Origin of the sequence: Reyranella sp. (genome assembly GCF_036558665.1) — a bacterium.
Taxonomy (GTDB): domain Bacteria; phylum Pseudomonadota; class Alphaproteobacteria; order Reyranellales; family Reyranellaceae; genus Reyranella.
Genome location: NZ_DATBFE010000057.1, coordinates 1 through 16,031, shown reverse-complemented (window position 1 = coordinate 16,031; position 16,031 = coordinate 1). Strand labels below are relative to the sequence as shown.

The 16,031-nt window shown below is 64.8% G+C and carries 10 protein-coding genes and 1 rRNA gene; 10 read left to right on the top strand and 1 reads right to left on the bottom strand.

Going from position 1 to position 16,031, the window contains the following annotated elements:
- Positions 1-55 precede the first annotated feature (55 nt).
- The 9 genes from VH499_RS07960 (at position 56) to clpB (ending at position 13,015) form a co-directional block, all read left to right on the top strand.
- Positions 56-1,303, top strand: coding sequence for an aspartate kinase (locus VH499_RS07960; protein WP_332052171.1), 1,248 nt, complete (start codon positions 56-58; stop codon positions 1,301-1,303).
- 248 nt (positions 1,304-1,551) lie between these two features.
- On the top strand, positions 1,552-3,783 hold the full coding sequence (ptsP, locus tag VH499_RS07955; protein WP_332052170.1) for a phosphoenolpyruvate--protein phosphotransferase: 2,232 nt from the start codon (positions 1,552-1,554) through the stop codon (positions 3,781-3,783).
- A 26-nt stretch (positions 3,784-3,809) separates the two neighbouring features.
- Positions 3,810-4,850 (top strand): helix-turn-helix domain-containing protein, encoded by a 1,041-nt coding sequence (locus tag VH499_RS07950; protein ID WP_332052169.1) that lies wholly within the window; start codon positions 3,810-3,812, stop codon positions 4,848-4,850.
- Positions 4,851-4,936: 86 nt separating this feature from the next.
- Positions 4,937-6,085: a flavodoxin-dependent (E)-4-hydroxy-3-methylbut-2-enyl-diphosphate synthase gene (gene ispG / locus VH499_RS07945; protein ID WP_332052168.1), complete on the top strand. Its 1,149-nt coding sequence runs from the start codon at positions 4,937-4,939 to the stop codon at positions 6,083-6,085.
- Between the two features lie 48 nt (positions 6,086-6,133).
- The gene (hisS, locus tag VH499_RS07940; RefSeq protein ID WP_332052167.1) at positions 6,134-7,375 is read left to right on the top strand and encodes a histidine--tRNA ligase; all 1,242 of its coding nucleotides are present in this window, start codon (positions 6,134-6,136) and stop codon (positions 7,373-7,375) included.
- A 3-nt stretch (positions 7,376-7,378) separates the two neighbouring features.
- A complete protein-coding gene (gene prfA / locus VH499_RS07935; RefSeq protein WP_332052166.1) occupies positions 7,379-8,443 on the top strand; it encodes a peptide chain release factor 1 in 1,065 nt (354 codons plus the stop codon).
- Between the two features lie 20 nt (positions 8,444-8,463).
- The gene (prmC, locus tag VH499_RS07930) at positions 8,464-9,303 is read left to right on the top strand and encodes a peptide chain release factor N(5)-glutamine methyltransferase (RefSeq protein WP_332052165.1); all 840 of its coding nucleotides are present in this window, start codon (positions 8,464-8,466) and stop codon (positions 9,301-9,303) included.
- 180 nt (positions 9,304-9,483) lie between these two features.
- Positions 9,484-10,065, top strand: coding sequence for a DUF4167 domain-containing protein (locus tag VH499_RS07925; RefSeq protein ID WP_332052164.1), 582 nt, complete (start codon positions 9,484-9,486; stop codon positions 10,063-10,065).
- 343 nt (positions 10,066-10,408) lie between these two features.
- Positions 10,409-13,015, top strand: coding sequence for an ATP-dependent chaperone ClpB (gene clpB / locus VH499_RS07920; protein WP_332052163.1), 2,607 nt, complete (start codon positions 10,409-10,411; stop codon positions 13,013-13,015).
- Between the two features lie 73 nt (positions 13,016-13,088).
- Here clpB and VH499_RS07915 read toward each other — a convergent pair whose 3' ends face one another.
- Positions 13,089-14,552, bottom strand: a complete 1,464-nt coding sequence (locus tag VH499_RS07915) for a peptidoglycan DD-metalloendopeptidase family protein (RefSeq protein ID WP_332052162.1) — start codon at positions 14,550-14,552, stop codon at positions 13,089-13,091.
- Between the two features lie 492 nt (positions 14,553-15,044).
- Between VH499_RS07915 and VH499_RS07910 the strand changes: the two genes are divergently transcribed.
- A 16S ribosomal RNA gene (locus tag VH499_RS07910) occupies positions 15,045-16,031 on the top strand; the annotation flags it as partial.

The window sequence follows — 16,031 nt, the reverse complement described above, 5'->3', positions numbered from 1 at the left end:
TGCCCTTGACCCATGTGGTGCTGCCGGTGTCTATACCCCGCTCTCGAGCAGGTCCATGGCGCGCATCGTTCTCAAATTCGGCGGCACTTCGGTCGGCGGCACCGATCGGATCAAGACTGTTGCGCGCAAGGTCAAGGCCGAGGTCGAGCGCGGCAATCAGGTTGCTGTCGTGGTCTCGGCGATGTCCGGCGCTACGGACCAGCTGGTGAAATGGGTGAACGAGATCGGGCCGCTCCACGATCCGCGGGAGTATGACGTGGTGGTCGCTACCGGAGAGCAGGTCACCATCGGCCTGCTCGCGATGGCGCTTCAGCAGGAAGGCGTGAGGGCCCGCTCATGGGTGTCCTGGCAGCTCCCCATCAAGACCGACCAGGCCCATGCCAAGGCACGTATCCAGCAGATCGACACGAGCGGGATGGCGCACTCGATGGCCACCGGTGAAGTGCCGATCGTGCCGGGCTTCCAAGGCGTTTCGCCGGAGGGCCGGATCACGACCCTGGGCCGCGGCGGCTCGGACACCTCCGCCGTGGCACTGGCGGCGGCGCTCAGAGCCGAACGCTGCGACATCTATACCGATGTCGATGGCGTCTATACCACCGATCCCCGGATCGTCGAGAAGGCGCGCAAGATCGACCGCGTGACCTATGAGGAAATGCTCGAAATGGCCTCGCAGGGCTCGAAGGTGCTGCAAACCCGCTCGGTCGAGCTGGCGATGAATCATCATGTGCGTGTACAGGTGCTGTCGTCGTTCGATGGAACCCTGGGCAGCGACCTGCCCGGCACGCTGGTTGTGGACGAGGACGAGATCATGGCCCAGGGGCTCGAGAAATCCGTCGTGAGCGGCATCGCCTTCTCCAAGGACGAGGCCAAAGTAACCGTCACACACGTCGCCGATCGTCCCGGTGTCGCGGCTGCGATCTTCGGCCCGTTGGCCGGCGCCAACATCAACGTCGACATGATCGTGCAGAACGTGTCCCTCGACGGGAGTTCGACCGACATCACCTTCACGGTGCCACGGGCGGATCTGGCTCGTGCCGTCGAACGGCTGGAGCGCGCCAAGAGCGAGCTCAAGTTCGCCGAAGTGAAATCCGACATCAACGTCGCCAAGATCTCGGTGATCGGCGTCGGCATGCGCAGCCATGCAGGCGTCGCCCTCAAGATGTTCGAGACCCTGGCCGCCAAGGGCATAAACATCCAGGTGATCTCCACTTCGGAGATCAAGGTGAGCGTGCTGGTGGCGGCCGAATACACCGAGCTTGCGGTCCGAGCCCTCCACACGGCCTACGAACTCGATGCCACGTGAGCAACGGATGCATGAGGTTGCCTCATGCGCAGCATAAATAGTCGGTAGGCATTTCGGCGCGGCTCTTGCTATAAGCGCCTTATGCACGGCGCACGCGTCCATGTGACCTGTCAGAACGCCCGGCCGGCCCTGTCGGCGACGATGTGGCGTGTCTGCACGTGCGTCATCGACCGCAGCTTCGTCGTCATCCGACTCAAGCATCCAGCGGTCTGACCATGGAGAGAGGGACTCCCCTGGCCGGACCGCGAATGCTCCTCAAGCGGCTCCGGGACACGATGGCGCGTGGCGTCTCCGCCGAGGACACGCTCGGCGAGGTCGTGCGCCTGGTTGCCAACGAGATGGTGGCCGAGGTCTGCTCTATCTATATCCTGCGGGCCGGCGAGGTGCTGGAGCTGTTCGCAACCCAGGGCCTCAATCCAACCGCCGTGCATCGCACGCGCCTGCGTATCGGCGAGGGCCTGGTGGGCGACATCGCCGCTCACGGCCGGCCACTCGCCCTCGACGACGCCCAAAGCCATCCTCAATTCGCCTACCGGCCGGAAACCGGCGAGGAAGTTTATCACTCGCTGGCGGGGGTCCCGATCCTGCGCGCCGGCCGCGTGCTGGGCGTGTTGGTCGTGCAGAACCGCACGCGGCGGCAGTACGACGAGGAAGAGATCGAGACCCTCCAGACCATCGCCATGGTCCTGGCGGAGATGGTTGCGGCCGGCCATCTGGTCAGCCCCAACGAGGTCCAGCAGGTCGACGGGCTCGGCCTGCTGCCCTTGCGCATCGATGGCGTGCAGCTCACCGCGGGCGTGGCCGTTGGGCATGCCGTGCTGCACGAGCCACGCATCGTCATCCAGCGCGTCGTAGCCGAGGATATTCGCGCCGAGCAGAAGCGCTTCGAGGAAGCGCTCGAATCGGTGCGCGACGACGTCGACCGCATGCTCGAGGCGCACGACATGCAGTCCGGCGAGCATCGCGAGGTGCTCGAGACGTTCCGTATGTTCGTCGACGATCGCGGTTGGCGCGAGCGCGTGCGCGAAGCCATCGGCTCGGGCCTTACCGCCGAAGCCGGCGTGCAGCGCGCTTTCGACGATGTGCGTGCCCGGCTCGGCCAGTCGACAGATCCCTACATTCGCGAACGGCTGAGCGATTTGCAGGACCTGACCAACCGGCTCCTGCTGCGCCTGACCGGCCGGGCGGCCGCCGAGTCAGGTGTGCAACCCGACGACATGATCGTGATTGCGCGCGACATGGGCCCGGCTGAGTTGCTCGACTATGATCGCGCCCGCTTGCGCGGCGTCGTGCTCGAGGAAAGCTCGGCGATGAGCCACGTCGCTATCGTGGCGCGCGCACTCGACATTCCTGTGGTGGGTCGCGCGCCCGACGTGCTGTCGCGTGTCGAGCCGGGGGACGCCATCGTCGTCGATGGCGACAGCGCCCAGGTCCTGGTGCGGCCGGCCGAGGACGTGCTGCAGACGGTTTATGCCGCAATCGAAGTGCGCACCGCGCGGCGACGGAAGTATGCAGCGCTGCGCGATCTGCCATCGGCAACGCGCGACCAGGCGCGCATCGGGCTGCACATGAATGCCGGCCTGTTGATCGACATGCAGCATCTCGAGGAAACCGGCGCTGATGGAGTCGGTCTCTATCGGACCGAGATCCCGTTCATGGTGCGCTCGGAATTCCCCGACGTCGAAGCGCAGGCATGGCTCTATGGTCGCGTGCTCGACATCGCCGACGGACGACCCGTGACCTTCAGGACCCTCGATGTTGGCGGAGACAAGGTACTGCCCTATGTCGATTCGTTCGGCGACGAGAATCCTGCGATGGGATGGCGCGCCATCCGTATCGGTCTCGATCGCCCGGCGATGTTGCGCCGGCAGTTGCGCGCGCTCATCCAGGCCGCGAGCGGCAGGCCGCTGTCGGTCATGTTTCCGATGATTGCCGACGTATCCGAACTGCTGGCGGCACGTGGCCTGCTCGACCTCGAGCTCGAGCGTGTGCGCCGTCGCGGCTTGCCGGAACCAAGTCGCCTGCGCGTTGGCGTAATGTTCGAGGTGCCGGCCCTGGCCTGGCAACTCGACAGTCTCCTGCCGCACGTCGACTTCATTTCAGTTGGAACAAATGACCTCGTGCAGTTCCTGTTCGCGGCCGACCGGGGAAACACACGCGTGGCAGGACGCTACGACAGCTTGTCCCCGACCTTGCTTCGGCTGCTACATTTTGTTGTGGAAAAGACCCGTCCGGCCGGTGTCGACCTCGCTGTTTGTGGCGAGATGGCCGGCCGGCCGGTGGAGGCTCTGGCCTTGCTGGCGATCGGCGTACGCACATTGTCCATGTCGCCGGCATCGATCGGTCCCGTTAAGGCTATGATTCGTTCCCTCGACCTTGCTGAGGCCAGCGCGTTTGTATCTTCAGCACTCGCGCAACCTGATCGCCCCCTGCGTGAGACAGTGCGCCTGTTCGCTGCCGATCATGCCATCGAAATTTAGCGCGTCGGGGCGAATCGCTTTTGCCCTTGCAAAGCGCCTCTGGTAAAACTTTAACCAAGGCAGGGCGGCGGGGACGATTCATGCCGGATCAGGTTGAGTGGCGAGCGACGGAGCACGACACGACGGGGCACGCCGTCGGGCGATTGCTGCGGGAACAGCGCGAAGAGCGCGGCATCACGATCGAAGAAGTTGCCAAGAGTCTGCGTATTCGCAGTGCCTTTCTCAAAGCGATCGAGCAAGGTCGTTTCGAGGAGCTCCCCGGCGCTGCCTACATTCCGGCGTTCCTGCGGGGCTATGCGAGTTACCTCGGTCTTGATGCGCAGAAGGTCCTAACCGCTTACCAGCTTTCCGGTTCGTTGCCCGTCGTGCGTCCGGTTTCCCTGCCGGCGAACTTCCCTCTGGCCGAAAGACGCGCCCCGGTGGGTCTCGCCGTGCTGACGGTGTTGCTGGTGGTCGCCGCCGGATACGCGGTCTGGCATTATCTGCCACAGCAACAGGAAGTAGTCGCCGAGAAGGTGCCGCCTGTGCCGGACCGTCTGCTCGCCGAGCGCCCGGCGAAAAGTGATTCTTCGACCAGTGAGACGGCCCACCTCGCCACGGCGCCTGCCGTCGTGACGCCCAGTCAGGTCCAGTCGAAGGTGCGGGCGGCGGCACCGGCGCCGATGCAGGCCGGAGTGCCGGCGGCCTCTGGTCCGCCACCCGAGATTCCGCTCGTTCCGCCGCCGGCCGTGATCGCCGTGCCTGCCGCACCGCCTCCTGTCATCGTGACGGCGCCGGCGGCCGGTCAGGCGCTGGCCGCCCAGCCTCCGGCTATCGAAACCCAAAGCAATCCGCCCGCTGTCGATCCCCAGGAGGCCGTCGTCCGTCCGCCGCCACCGGCCAGCACGGACAGCGCGATGGTCGTGGCGACTCCGACCAAGTCGGATACGCGGGTCATCGTCCGGTCGAACAGCTGGGTCGAGCTGCGATCCCCCAATGGCGACGTTCTTGCCCAGACCTATGTGCGTGCCGGTGAGAGCTATACCGTGCCCGCCGGTATCGCCTATCGCATCATCGAGGCCCGCTGAGAGCACGGTTTAGGGAAGCATCCTCGGCAGCGGGCGAATGACGGGGGTCGCTGGATAAGCCGCCTGCCGGTCGCTACATTGGCCGCATGAGCATCAGGCCCTATCGCGATATCATGCGCCGCAAGTCGCGGCAGGTGATGGTCGGATCCGTACCGGTGGGCGGCGGTGCGCCGATCTCTGTACAAACCATGACCAACACGCTGACGGCGGACGCTGAGGCGACCATCGCCCAGATCCGCCGCTGCGAGGAGACTGGCGTCGACATCATCCGGGTGTCCTGCCCCGACGAGGACTCGACGGCGGCGCTGCCCGCGATCGTCAAGGCCTCGAAGGTGCCGATCGTGGCCGACATTCATTTCCACTACAAACGCGCCATCGAGGCCGCCGATGCCGGCGCCGCCTGCCTGCGCATCAATCCCGGCAACATCGGCAGCGCCGACCGGGTGCGGGAGGTCGTGAGGGCGGCAAAGGACCACGGCGTCTCCATGCGCATCGGCGTCAATGCCGGGTCACTCGAGAAGGATCTCCTGGAGAAGTACGGCGAACCCTGTCCCGAGGCGATGGTCGAGTCCGCGCTCGATCATGCACGCATCCTGCAGGATCATGATTTCCACGACTTCAAGATCAGCGTGAAGGCCTCCGACGTCTTCCTCGCGGTCGCCGCCTATCAGCAGCTTGCCGACGCCTGCGACTATCCGCTGCACATCGGCGTGACGGAGGCAGGAGCTCTGCGCACGGGCACCGTGAAGTCTTCGATCGGCCTCGGTGCGCTTCTGTGGGCGGGGATCGGTGACACCATCCGCGTCTCGCTCTCGGCCGAGCCGGAGGAGGAGGTGCGGGTCGGGTTCGAGCTCCTGAAGGCGCTGAACCTGCGCCATCGCGGCGTCAATATCGTTTCCTGTCCGTCCTGCGCCCGTCAGCAATATGACGTGATCCGCACTGTCGAGGCGCTGGAAAAGCGTGTGGCGCACATCACCACGCCGATGACCGTCTCGGTGATCGGCTGCGTCGTGAACGGGCCCGGCGAGGCCCGCGAGACCGACATCGGTTTCACCGGCGGCGGCAACGGCACGCATCAGGTCTACATCGCCGGCGTGCCGCATCATCGCCTGAAGGATGCGGGCATCGTCGACCATCTGGCCGGGCTGATCGAGAAGAAGGCGGCCGAGATCGAAGCGGCGAAGTCCGAGGGCAAGGCCGAGGAAGCCGACCGACACCGCGCCGCCGCCGAGTAGCGCCGTTCGCTCCCCCTGCTCTGCAGCTCCCTCCCGAGGCGATTTCACGTGAGCAAACTCCAGCCCGTACGGGGCACGCACGATCTTCTTCCGGATGAGTACCGACGTTTCGCCCACGTGGTGGAAACTGCGCGCGATGTCGCGCGTCTCTACGGCTACCGCGAGATGGCGACGCCGATCTTCGAATTCACCGAGCTTTTTGCCCGCGGCATCGGCGAGACGACGGATGTCGTGTCCAAGGAGATGTATACCTTCTCCGATCGCGGCAACGAATCGCTTACGCTGCGGCCGGAATATACGGCCGGCATCTGCCGCGCGTTCATCTCCAACGGCGAGCTGGCGCAGCAGCTTCCGCTGAAAATCTTCGCCGCCGGGCCGATGTTCCGCTACGAGCGGCCGCAAAAGGGCCGGCAGCGGCAGTTCCACCAGATCGATGTCGAGGTGCTGGGCGCCTCCGAGCCAGGGGCCGACATCGAGGTGATCTCGCTCGCTGCCGATATCCTCGATCGGCTGGGCATTCTCGACCGCTGCGTGCTGAAGCTCAACTCATTGGGCGACCCGGCATCGCGGCTGGCCTATCGCAGCATCCTGCATAACTACTACCGTGAGCACGAAAACCGGCTCTCCGAGGATTCGAAAAGTCGGCTGCAACGAAATCCGCTGCGCATCCTCGACAGCAAGGACGAGGGGGACAAGGCGGTGAACGCGAACGCGCCATCCTTCGCCGATCATCTGAATGCCGCGAGCCGCGATTTCTTCGACGCGGTGAAGGGCGGCCTCGCGGCGGCCGGCATCCCGTTCGAGATCGATCCCGCCCTCGTGCGCGGTCTCGACTACTACACGCATACCGCGTTCGAGTTCGTGACGACGCATATCGGCGCGCAAGGCACCGTGCTGGGCGGCGGCCGGTACGACGGCCTGATCGCCGAACTGGGCGGGCCGCCCACCGCCGGCATCGGCTGGGCCGGCGGCATCGAGCGCCTGATGATGCTGGCCGACGAGCCTGCCCCGTTGCCGCGGCCGGTGGTGATCGCGCCGCTGGGAGCTGCGGCCGAGGCCAGGGCCCTCGGCATCGCCCGTGAACTGCGGCGCGCCGGCATCGCCGTCGAACAGGACTATCGTGGCAATGTGAAGCGCCGCATGCAGCGCGCCAACAAGCTCAACGCCCGCGCCGCCGTGATCATCGGCGACGACGAGCTTGCAAAGGGCGTGGTCCAACTGAAGGACCTCGACAGCGGCGGCCAGCAGGAAGTGGCGCTCGACAAGCTCGTCGACGTTCTCAAGGGCTGATCCATGTCGCTTCTTCAGAAGCTCGACCAGGTCGTGGCGCGGCATGCCGAGCTGCAAGCCGCCCTTTCCGGTGGGGCACTCGATTCGCAGAGGTTCGTAGCGGCCTCGAAGGAGTACGCCGATCTCGGGCCGCTGGTCGAGGCGGTCAACGAGTGGCGGAAGGCGGAACGTGAATTGAAGGACGCCGAGGCGCTGGCCGCGGATCCCGACATGAAGGCGATGGCCGAGGAAGAGGCGGCCGAGATCAAGAAGCGTCTGCCCGAGCTCGAGCGCGCTGTGAAGCGCATGCTCCTTCCCAGGGACGCCGCAGACGAGAAGAACGCCATCCTGGAGATACGCGCCGGAACCGGCGGCGACGAGGCGGCGCTTTTCGCCGCCGACCTCGTCCGCATGTACCAGCGCTATGCCGCCGAGCGTGGCTGGAAGTTCGAGATCATGGAGCTGTCCGACACCGGTATCGGCGGCTACAAGGAAGCGATCGTCACGGTGAGCGGCAAAGGTGTATTCGCCCGGCTGAAGTTCGAATCAGGCGTGCATCGCGTCCAGCGCGTGCCGGCAACCGAAGCCTCGGGTCGGATCCACACCTCGGCCGCGACGGTGGCGGTGCTTCCGGAAGCCGAGGAGTTCGATGTCAAAATTGACGAGAAGGACCTGCGCGTCGACGTGTTTCGTGCATCCGGCCCCGGCGGTCAGTCGGTCAATACGACGGACTCGGCGGTGCGCATCACCCACATTCCAACCGGCGTGGTGGTGAGCCAGCAGGACGAGAAGAGCCAGCACAAGAACAAGGCCAAGGCGATGAAGATCCTGCGCGCGCGCCTCTACGATGCCGAGCGCCAGCGCCGCGACGATGCGCGTGCCGCCGACCGCAAGGGACAGGTCGGCACCGGCGACCGCAGCGAGCGCATCCGGACCTACAATTTTCCGCAGAGCCGCGTGACTGACCATCGTATCAACCTGACGCTCTACAAGCTCGACGAGGTGATGGAAGGGCGCGCGCTCGACGAATTGATCGACGCGCTGATCGCCGACGACGAGGCGACGCGTCTGGCGGAGCTGGCGAGCTGAACACCACTTACGATTCGCTGTTGCGTGACACGGCCGTCGCGCTGGCCGCAGCCGGCATCGACAATGTCCGTTTCGAGGCCCGCTTGCTGTTGGCAAAGGCGGCGGGCCTGCCGGTCGAGGCGTTGATCGGCCGCGGCCGTGACCCGGTGGCGGCGGCGATCGTAGACGCGCTCCGCTCGCTGAGCGTGCGGCGCCTGCAGCATGAGCCAATGGCCTACATCCTGGGCGAGCGAGAATTCTGGGGCCTGCCGTTCAAGGTCACGCCGGAAGTCCTGGTGCCGCGACCCGACAGCGAGACCATCATCGAGGCGGGGCTGGCGCTTCTGCCCGACCGCGAGCGCTGCTGGCGATTGCTCGATCTGGGGTTGGGTTCGGGCTGTCTGTTGCTCACCCTCCTGAAGGAATTGCCGAACGCGGGCGGCGTCGGCCTCGAAATCTCCCACGGCGCTCTCGAGGTCGCTCGGGACAATGCGGCCGCCTTGGATGTTGCCGCGCGGGCGACTCTTGTACAGGGGGACTGGCGGCAGCCGGGCTGGGAGGACCGGCTGGGCGGGCCGTTCGATCTCGTGGTATCCAATCCACCCTATGTCGAGTCCGCGGCGATCTCCCGGCTCATGCCGGAAGTGGCGCAATACGAACCTCGGCAAGCCCTCGACGGCGGACCGGACGGACTGACCGCATACCGGACCATTGCGGCTGCCGGCCGCAGATTGGTCACACCAGAAGGCCACCTCCTGTTTGAGGTGGGACATGGGCAAGCGACTGAAATAGTGGGTATTTTGGCTTCTGTCGGCCTCGCCCCCTTGCCGCCCTGGAAGGACCTGGGGGGTATTGAAAGAGTGGTTGGGGCGCGCCATTAAAAGGTTGGCAAGGCAACGCTTAACGACTACGTTCCATCTGCCCCTTGGGGAGGCTTCGCCCGGCCCGGCAAGTGCCGACGGGCAATCGACCCTCGATATATTGAGCTGGGACGGCGCCCGGGAAGGGCAGAGGGGCTCGCGAACAACAACACCGTCCGGCGTGCAAATGGCCCTAGGTTTATGAGACCAAACAATCGTCAGCGGTCGCGTGGCGGCCGTAGTGGTGGTGGCGGCGGCAGCCATGGCCATCACAAGCAGCATCACAATCCCAACCGCCCACCCAACCGCAACCAGATCTTCGACAGCAGCGGTCCTGATGTGCGGGTCCGCGGCAACGCCCACCAGGTGTTCGACAAATACCAGGCGCTGGCGCGCGAAGCGGCGGCGTCGGGCGATCGGATCATGGCGGAGGCCTATTGGCAGTACGCTGATCACTATTTCCGCGTGATCCAGACGATGGGCGGCTTCACTCATCGCAACAATCAGGGTTGGGGCGAGGGCAGCAGCGAAGAAGGCCAGCAGGGCAGTCCGCAGCAGCCGGGTCAGTCTCCCCAGCCGGCGCAAGCTAATGGCAACGGTGCCGGCTATACACAGGACGATCGGAACGCCAATCGCGACGAAGAGCGGGGCGAGACCGAACCTGGACTGGGCGGCGTCGCCTTCCTGCAGAACGGCCGCGGCACTCCGGCCAATCCCGATCCGGCAGCCGAGGACCAGCCCGACGTTCCGGACTTCACGCCGACTGCCGGTCGGCGTGGCTGACCGACCGCCGCGCCCCGTGGTGCGCGGCATTTCTTTTTCCTGAAGCTGGCCGGCGCCGGCGGCCGTTCGGCGCTGTCTGGCGGCCGCTCGAATAGGAGTGGCCGAGGCCACGCGCGCTTCGCGCTTGCGCCGGCTTCCGATGCCTCGGTCATCGAATCTCTCCCCTGATCCGAATGCCGTCGGTGTCCGGTGCGGTGCGCCGATCTTGTCCGGAAAAGCCGTAGTGCTGGTCCGGTCTTGCACCACGACGCGCACGCCCCATATCGAGCGCAGGATGCCCGTATAGGGGTCCACTCTTTCGCCCGCCGCAGGACGGGGGCGCGAAATGAAAGGGTAGAGTGAGATGAATCAAGAGAAATACACTGAGCGCATGCGGGGCTTCCTGCAGAGTGCGCAGATGCTGGCCCTGCGCTCGGGGCACCAGCGCTTCATTCCCGACCACCTTCTGAAGGTGCTGCTCGACGACCCCGAGGGGCTCGCCGCCAACCTGATCACCGCCGCGGGCGGCGACTCCCGCGCCGTGCATCGCGCGGTCGAGGCGACGCTTGCCAAACAGCCCAAGGTCGAAGGGCAAGGCGCCGGCCAGATCTACATGGCGCCGGAAACCGCGCGGCTCTTCGACCAGGCCGAGGCCATCGCCGAGAAGGCGGGCGATTCCTTCGTCACGGTCGAGCGGATGCTGATGGCCCTGACGCTGGCCAAGGGCACCGATGCCGCCGAGGCTCTGGCCAAGGGCGGGGTCAAACCCCAGGCGCTCGAGAAGGCGATCGCGGAGCTGCGCAAGGGCCGGACGGCGGATTCTCCTTCGGCCGAAGGAAGCTACGACGCGCTCAAGAAGTATGCGCGCGACCTCACCCAGTCGGCGCGCGAGGGCAAGCTCGACCCCGTGATCGGCCGTGACGAAGAAATTCGTCGCACCATCCAGGTTCTGAGCCGACGGACCAAGAACAATCCCGTACTGATCGGCGAGCCGGGCGTCGGCAAGACCGCCATCGCCGAGGGGCTGGCGCTACGCATCGTGAACGACGACGTGCCGGAATCGCTCAAGGGCAAGAAGCTGATGGCGCTCGATCTCGGCGCCATGGTCGCGGGTGCCAAGTATCGCGGCGAGTTCGAGGAGCGGCTGAAGGCCGTGCTCTCGGAGATTGCCGCCGCCGAGGGCGACATCATCGTCTTCATCGACGAGCTGCATACGCTGATCGGTGCCGGAAAAGCCGATGGCGCGATGGACGCGTCGAACATGCTGAAGCCCGCGCTGGCGCGCGGCGAGCTGCATTGCGTCGGCGCGACCACGCTCGACGAATATCGCAAGCACATCGAGAAGGATGCGGCCCTTGCCCGCCGCTTTCAGCCGGTATTCGTGGCCGAGCCGACGGTCGAGGACACGATCTCGATCCTGCGCGGCCTCAAGGAGAAGTACGAGCTGCATCACGGCGTGCGCATCGCCGACGGCGCCATCGTCGCGGCAGCGACGCTTTCCAACCGCTACATCACCGACCGTTTTCTGCCGGACAAGGCGATCGACCTGATGGACGAGGCGGCAAGCCGCATCCGCATGCAGGTCGACAGCAAGCCCGAGGAACTCGACGAGCTCGACCGGCGTGTCATCCAGCTCAAGATCGAGCGCGAGGCGCTCAAGAAGGAGAGCGACGAGGCGTCGCGCGAACGGCTGGAGCGACTGGAGAAGGACCTTGCGGAGCTCGAACAGAAATCCGCGGCGCTTACCGCACAGTGGAAGTCGGCCAAGGACAAGCTGGCCGATTCTCAGAAGCTCAAGGAGCACCTCGACAAGGCCCGGTCCGAACTCGAGATCGCCCAGCGCAAGGGTGAGCTCGGTCGGGCGGGTGAGCTGGCCTATGGCGTGATTCCCGACCTCGAGAAGAAGCTCAAGGAAGCCGAGGGTCACGACGTATCCGGCGGCAAGGGCGTGAAGGAAGAGGTCACGCCGGAGGACATCGCCGCCGTCGTCTCGCGTTGGACGGGCGTGCCGGTCGACAAGATGCTCGAAGGCGAACGCGCCAAGCTGCTGCGCATGGAGGAACAGCTCGGCAAGCGAGTCATCGGCCAGGAAGAGGCAATCCGGGCCGTGTCAAACGCCGTGCGGCGCGCACGGGCCGGCCTGCAGGATCCGAACCGACCGATCGGATCGTTTCTCTTCCTCGGGCCTACGGGTGTCGGCAAGACCGAGCTCACCAAGGCGATCGCGGAGTTCCTGTTCAACGATGACCAGGCGATGGTGCGCATCGACATGAGCGAGTTCATGGAGAAGCATGCCGTTAGCCGCCTGATCGGCGCGCCTCCGGGCTATGTCGGCTACGATGAGGGCGGCGTGCTGACCGAAGCGGTGCGCCGCCGGCCCTACCAGGTGATCCTGTTCGACGAGGTCGAGAAGGCACATCCCGACGTGTTCAACGTCCTTCTGCAGGTATTGGACGACGGTCGCCTGACCGACGGCCAGGGCCGCACTGTGGATTTCAGGAACACGCTGATCGTCCTCACCTCCAATCTCGGCAGCTCCTACCTGGCGGCGCTGAAGGACGGCCAGTCGACGGACACTGTGCGCGAGCAGGTGATGGAGGAGGTGCGCCGCGCCTTCCGGCCGGAATTCCTCAATCGCCTCGACGAGATCCTGCTGTTCAGCCGGCTCAGCCGGGCGAACATGACCGATATCGTGGAAATCCAGCTCAACCGGCTGCGCAAGTTGCTCGGCGATCGCAAGATCGAGCTCAAGTTCGACGCCAAGGCTCTGCAATGGCTGGCGAACCGGGGCTACGATCCGGTCTACGGCGCGCGCCCGCTGAAGCGCGTGATCCAGCGCAGCCTGCAGAACCCGCTGGCGACGCTGCTGCTCGAGGGCAAGATCGGCGACGGCGAAACGGTGGAGATCGGCGTCGACAAGGGCGAGCTCACCATCGGTGGCGAGCGGGTCATGAGCGAAGCAGCCGACTGACGGCAGCGGTCGATGAAGCCAAGGCGAAAGGCCGTTCGCCGAGCACGGCGGACGGTCTTTTCGTCGCGCCTTCCTATTCGTCCCGCGCGAACTGCGCCGCGGCGCTCTCTTTCGCCTTGGCCGGCAGCGACGCCTCGGCGAGCGAAGGCGCGTTCTTCAGCTCGCTGAGATATTGCCGGGACAGCGTCCTGAAGCGGACGAGGTCTTTGCCGCCGAGCGCCGCGCGCATCGCGAACTTCTGGGCGAGCGGATTGACGGGGTGTCCGTTGCGGTAGAACTCGTAGTGCAGGTGCGGTCCGGTCGCGAGGCCGGTCGAGCCGACGAAGCCGATCACCTGGCCCTGACGAACCGACACGCCGGGCCTGATGCCCGGCCCGAGTCTCGACATGTGGCCGTAGCCCGTCCCGATCTGACTGGTGTGCTGGAGCTTGACGAAGATGCCGTAGCCGCCGTTGGGTCCGGCCATCACCACCTTGCCGGCGCCGGCGGCGAAGATCGGCGTGCCGACGGGCGCGCCGAAGTCGACGCCTGTGTGCATGGCGCTGAAACCCAGGATGGGATGCATGCGCATGCCGAAGCCGGAGGTGACGTGTGAGGCATCCATCGGTGTGCGCAGAAAGGAGCGCACGACGCTTTCACCCTTGGGATCGTAGAAGCCGTCGGCGCCAGCGTGAGGACGAAACCGCATGACGGTGATGGTGCGCTTCGCGAGCCTGAGCTCTCCCGCCAGCAGCCGGCCGGGATCGGCAACGTGCCCGTCGCTGGTCACCTGCTGCTCCAGCAGCAGGGTGAAGTGCTGTCCTTCCTTGAGCTCGCGCTGGAAGTCGACGTCATAGGAAAGGGCGCGAATGAATTCGAGGATTGCCGTGGTCGGCGCGCCGGCCCTGGTGCCGCTTTGCTGCAACGAGCCCTTGCGTACGGCGTCGACCCGCACGATGCGCGGGCTGACCTTGTAGATCTTCTCCTGCGCTTCGTAGGAACCGTCGTCACGCCGCGTCACGATGTACTCGCGCTGCGGTTGCGGACGTATCGACAGCTCCAGGACGCGCGGCGCATCGGGCTGCTCGGGCACGGTCTGCAGTTGCAGATCGATCGATTCACCGACGGCAAGCTTTCGCTTCTTCAGGAGCGATTTCAATTCGGCGTCGATCTGTCTGCGGTCGGTCTCGGGCACGTTGATGTCGGCCAGCACCTTTTCGACCGTATCGCCGCGTTCCAGGCGCAGAGTGAGTTCGTAGCGATCCGGTGCGGGCTTGTCGCTATCGGCCTCCTGATCGGTCGGCTTGAGCTCGAAGCCTTTGAAGTCCGCCGTGGTCAGTGGCGGCACGGGCTCCGGATCGGGCAGCACGATCGAAGCGGATGGAACCGGAGAGGCCGGGGCCGCTGCGACTTCAGGCGCCGGGGGGTGGTGAATGACGATCACCGCGCCCACCGTCGCCGCAATGGCGGCAACGGCGAAGAGCACGGGCCGGAACAGCCTGAACGCCGCCGAACGGGCGGTTCTGGGCCGGTCCGACGGAGAGGGGAAATCCGTCATGACCGTTGACCTAATACGGACTCGGTGGATCCGAATCTCGGCTGGGGTTGGTGCTACTGGCGGTGATTTTGTCCCCAGCAGCAGGTCGCTACATATTGATGCCGGAAAGCCTACGCCAGCACAACAATACAATAGGTTTGACCAGCGATTTCAGCGTTTTAGGCGCAGGTCGAATTTTTGGAATTTTGCGTTTGACACCCCGAAAGACCCCCCATATAAGCGCGGCTCCCACGGCGAACGGGGCGTACCGAAAACGTCGCGCGTACTTGCGACGAAGGGTTGTTCGACCCCAATGGTTCCTGTTTCGCTGAGGTCTCGGCCGCAAGGCCGTGCGTTCTATGCATCGTATGTTCGGAAAGGGATACGCCGGCGGCGGCGAACGTCAGTGCTTCGGCATGGACGTTTTCGTCGTCGCTAGTTCGAGGTCCGGCTTTCGGGTCGGACAAGTAATCTAGTGACGGGATCTCGCTCTTCCTTTCGGAGGAGCACGTTAAACTTGAGAGTTTGATCCTGGCTCAGAACGAACGCTGGCGGCAGGCTTAACACATGCAAGTCGAACGCGTGTAGCAATACACGAGTGGCGCACGGGTGAGTAACGCGTGGATATCTGCCTTTTGGTTCGGAATAACCCCGGGAAACTGGGGCTAATACCGGATGGTTCCTACGGGATAAAGATTTATCGCCAAAAGATGAGTCCGCGTCCGATTAGCTAGTTGGTAGGGTAATGGCCTACCAAGGCGACGATCGGTAGCTGGTCTGAGAGGACGATCAGCCACACTGGGACTGAGACACGGCCCAGACTCCTACGGGAGGCAGCAGTGGGGAATATTGGACAATGGGGGCAACCCTGATCCAGCCATGCCGCGTGAGTGATGAAGGCCTTCGGGTTGTAAAGCTCTTTTGGCGGGGACGATGATGACGGTACCCGCAGAATAAGCCCCGGCTAACTTCGTGCCAGCAGCCGCGGTAAGACGAAGGGGGCTAGCGTTGTTCGGAATTACTGGGCGTAAAGCGCGTGTAGGCGGTTGTCCAAGTCGGGTGTGAAAGCCTTGAGCTCAACTCAAGAAATGCACTCGATACTGGGCGACTCGAGGACCGGAGAGGATAGTGGAATTCCCAGTGTAGTGGTGAAATACGTAGAGATTGGGAAGAACACCAGTGGCGAAGGCGGCTATCTGGACGGTTTCTGACGCTAAGACGCGAAAGCGTGGGGAGCAAACAGGATTAGATACCCTGGTAGTCCACGCCGTAAACGATGGGTGCTAGACGTTGGCGAGCTTGCTCGTCAGTGTCGCAGCTAACGCGTTAAGCACCCCGCCTGGGGAGTACGGCCGCAAGGTTGAAACTCAAAGGAATTGACGGGGGCCCGCACAAGCGGTGGAGCATGTGGTTCAATTCGACGCAACGCGCAGAACCTTACCAGCCCTTGACATGGGACTCGCCGGGAGCAGAGACGCTCCCTTCGGTTCGGCCGGAGTC

Bases quoted from the DNA above. Each gene is read 5' to 3' on its own strand.
- VH499_RS07960 (WP_332052171.1), top strand. From the start codon at position 56: ATGGCGCGCATCGTTCTCAAATTCGGCGGCACTTCGGTCGGCGGCACC.
- VH499_RS07915 (WP_332052162.1), bottom strand. From the start codon at position 14,552: ATGACGGATTTCCCCTCTCCGTCGGACCGGCCCAGAACCGCCCGTTCG.
- clpB (WP_332052163.1), top strand. From the start codon at position 10,409: ATGAATCAAGAGAAATACACTGAGCGCATGCGGGGCTTCCTGCAGAGT.
- VH499_RS07925 (WP_332052164.1), top strand. From the start codon at position 9,484: ATGAGACCAAACAATCGTCAGCGGTCGCGTGGCGGCCGTAGTGGTGGT.
- prfA (WP_332052166.1), top strand. From the start codon at position 7,379: ATGTCGCTTCTTCAGAAGCTCGACCAGGTCGTGGCGCGGCATGCCGAG.
- ptsP (WP_332052170.1), top strand. From the start codon at position 1,552: ATGCTCCTCAAGCGGCTCCGGGACACGATGGCGCGTGGCGTCTCCGCC.
- ispG (WP_332052168.1), top strand. From the start codon at position 4,937: ATGAGCATCAGGCCCTATCGCGATATCATGCGCCGCAAGTCGCGGCAG.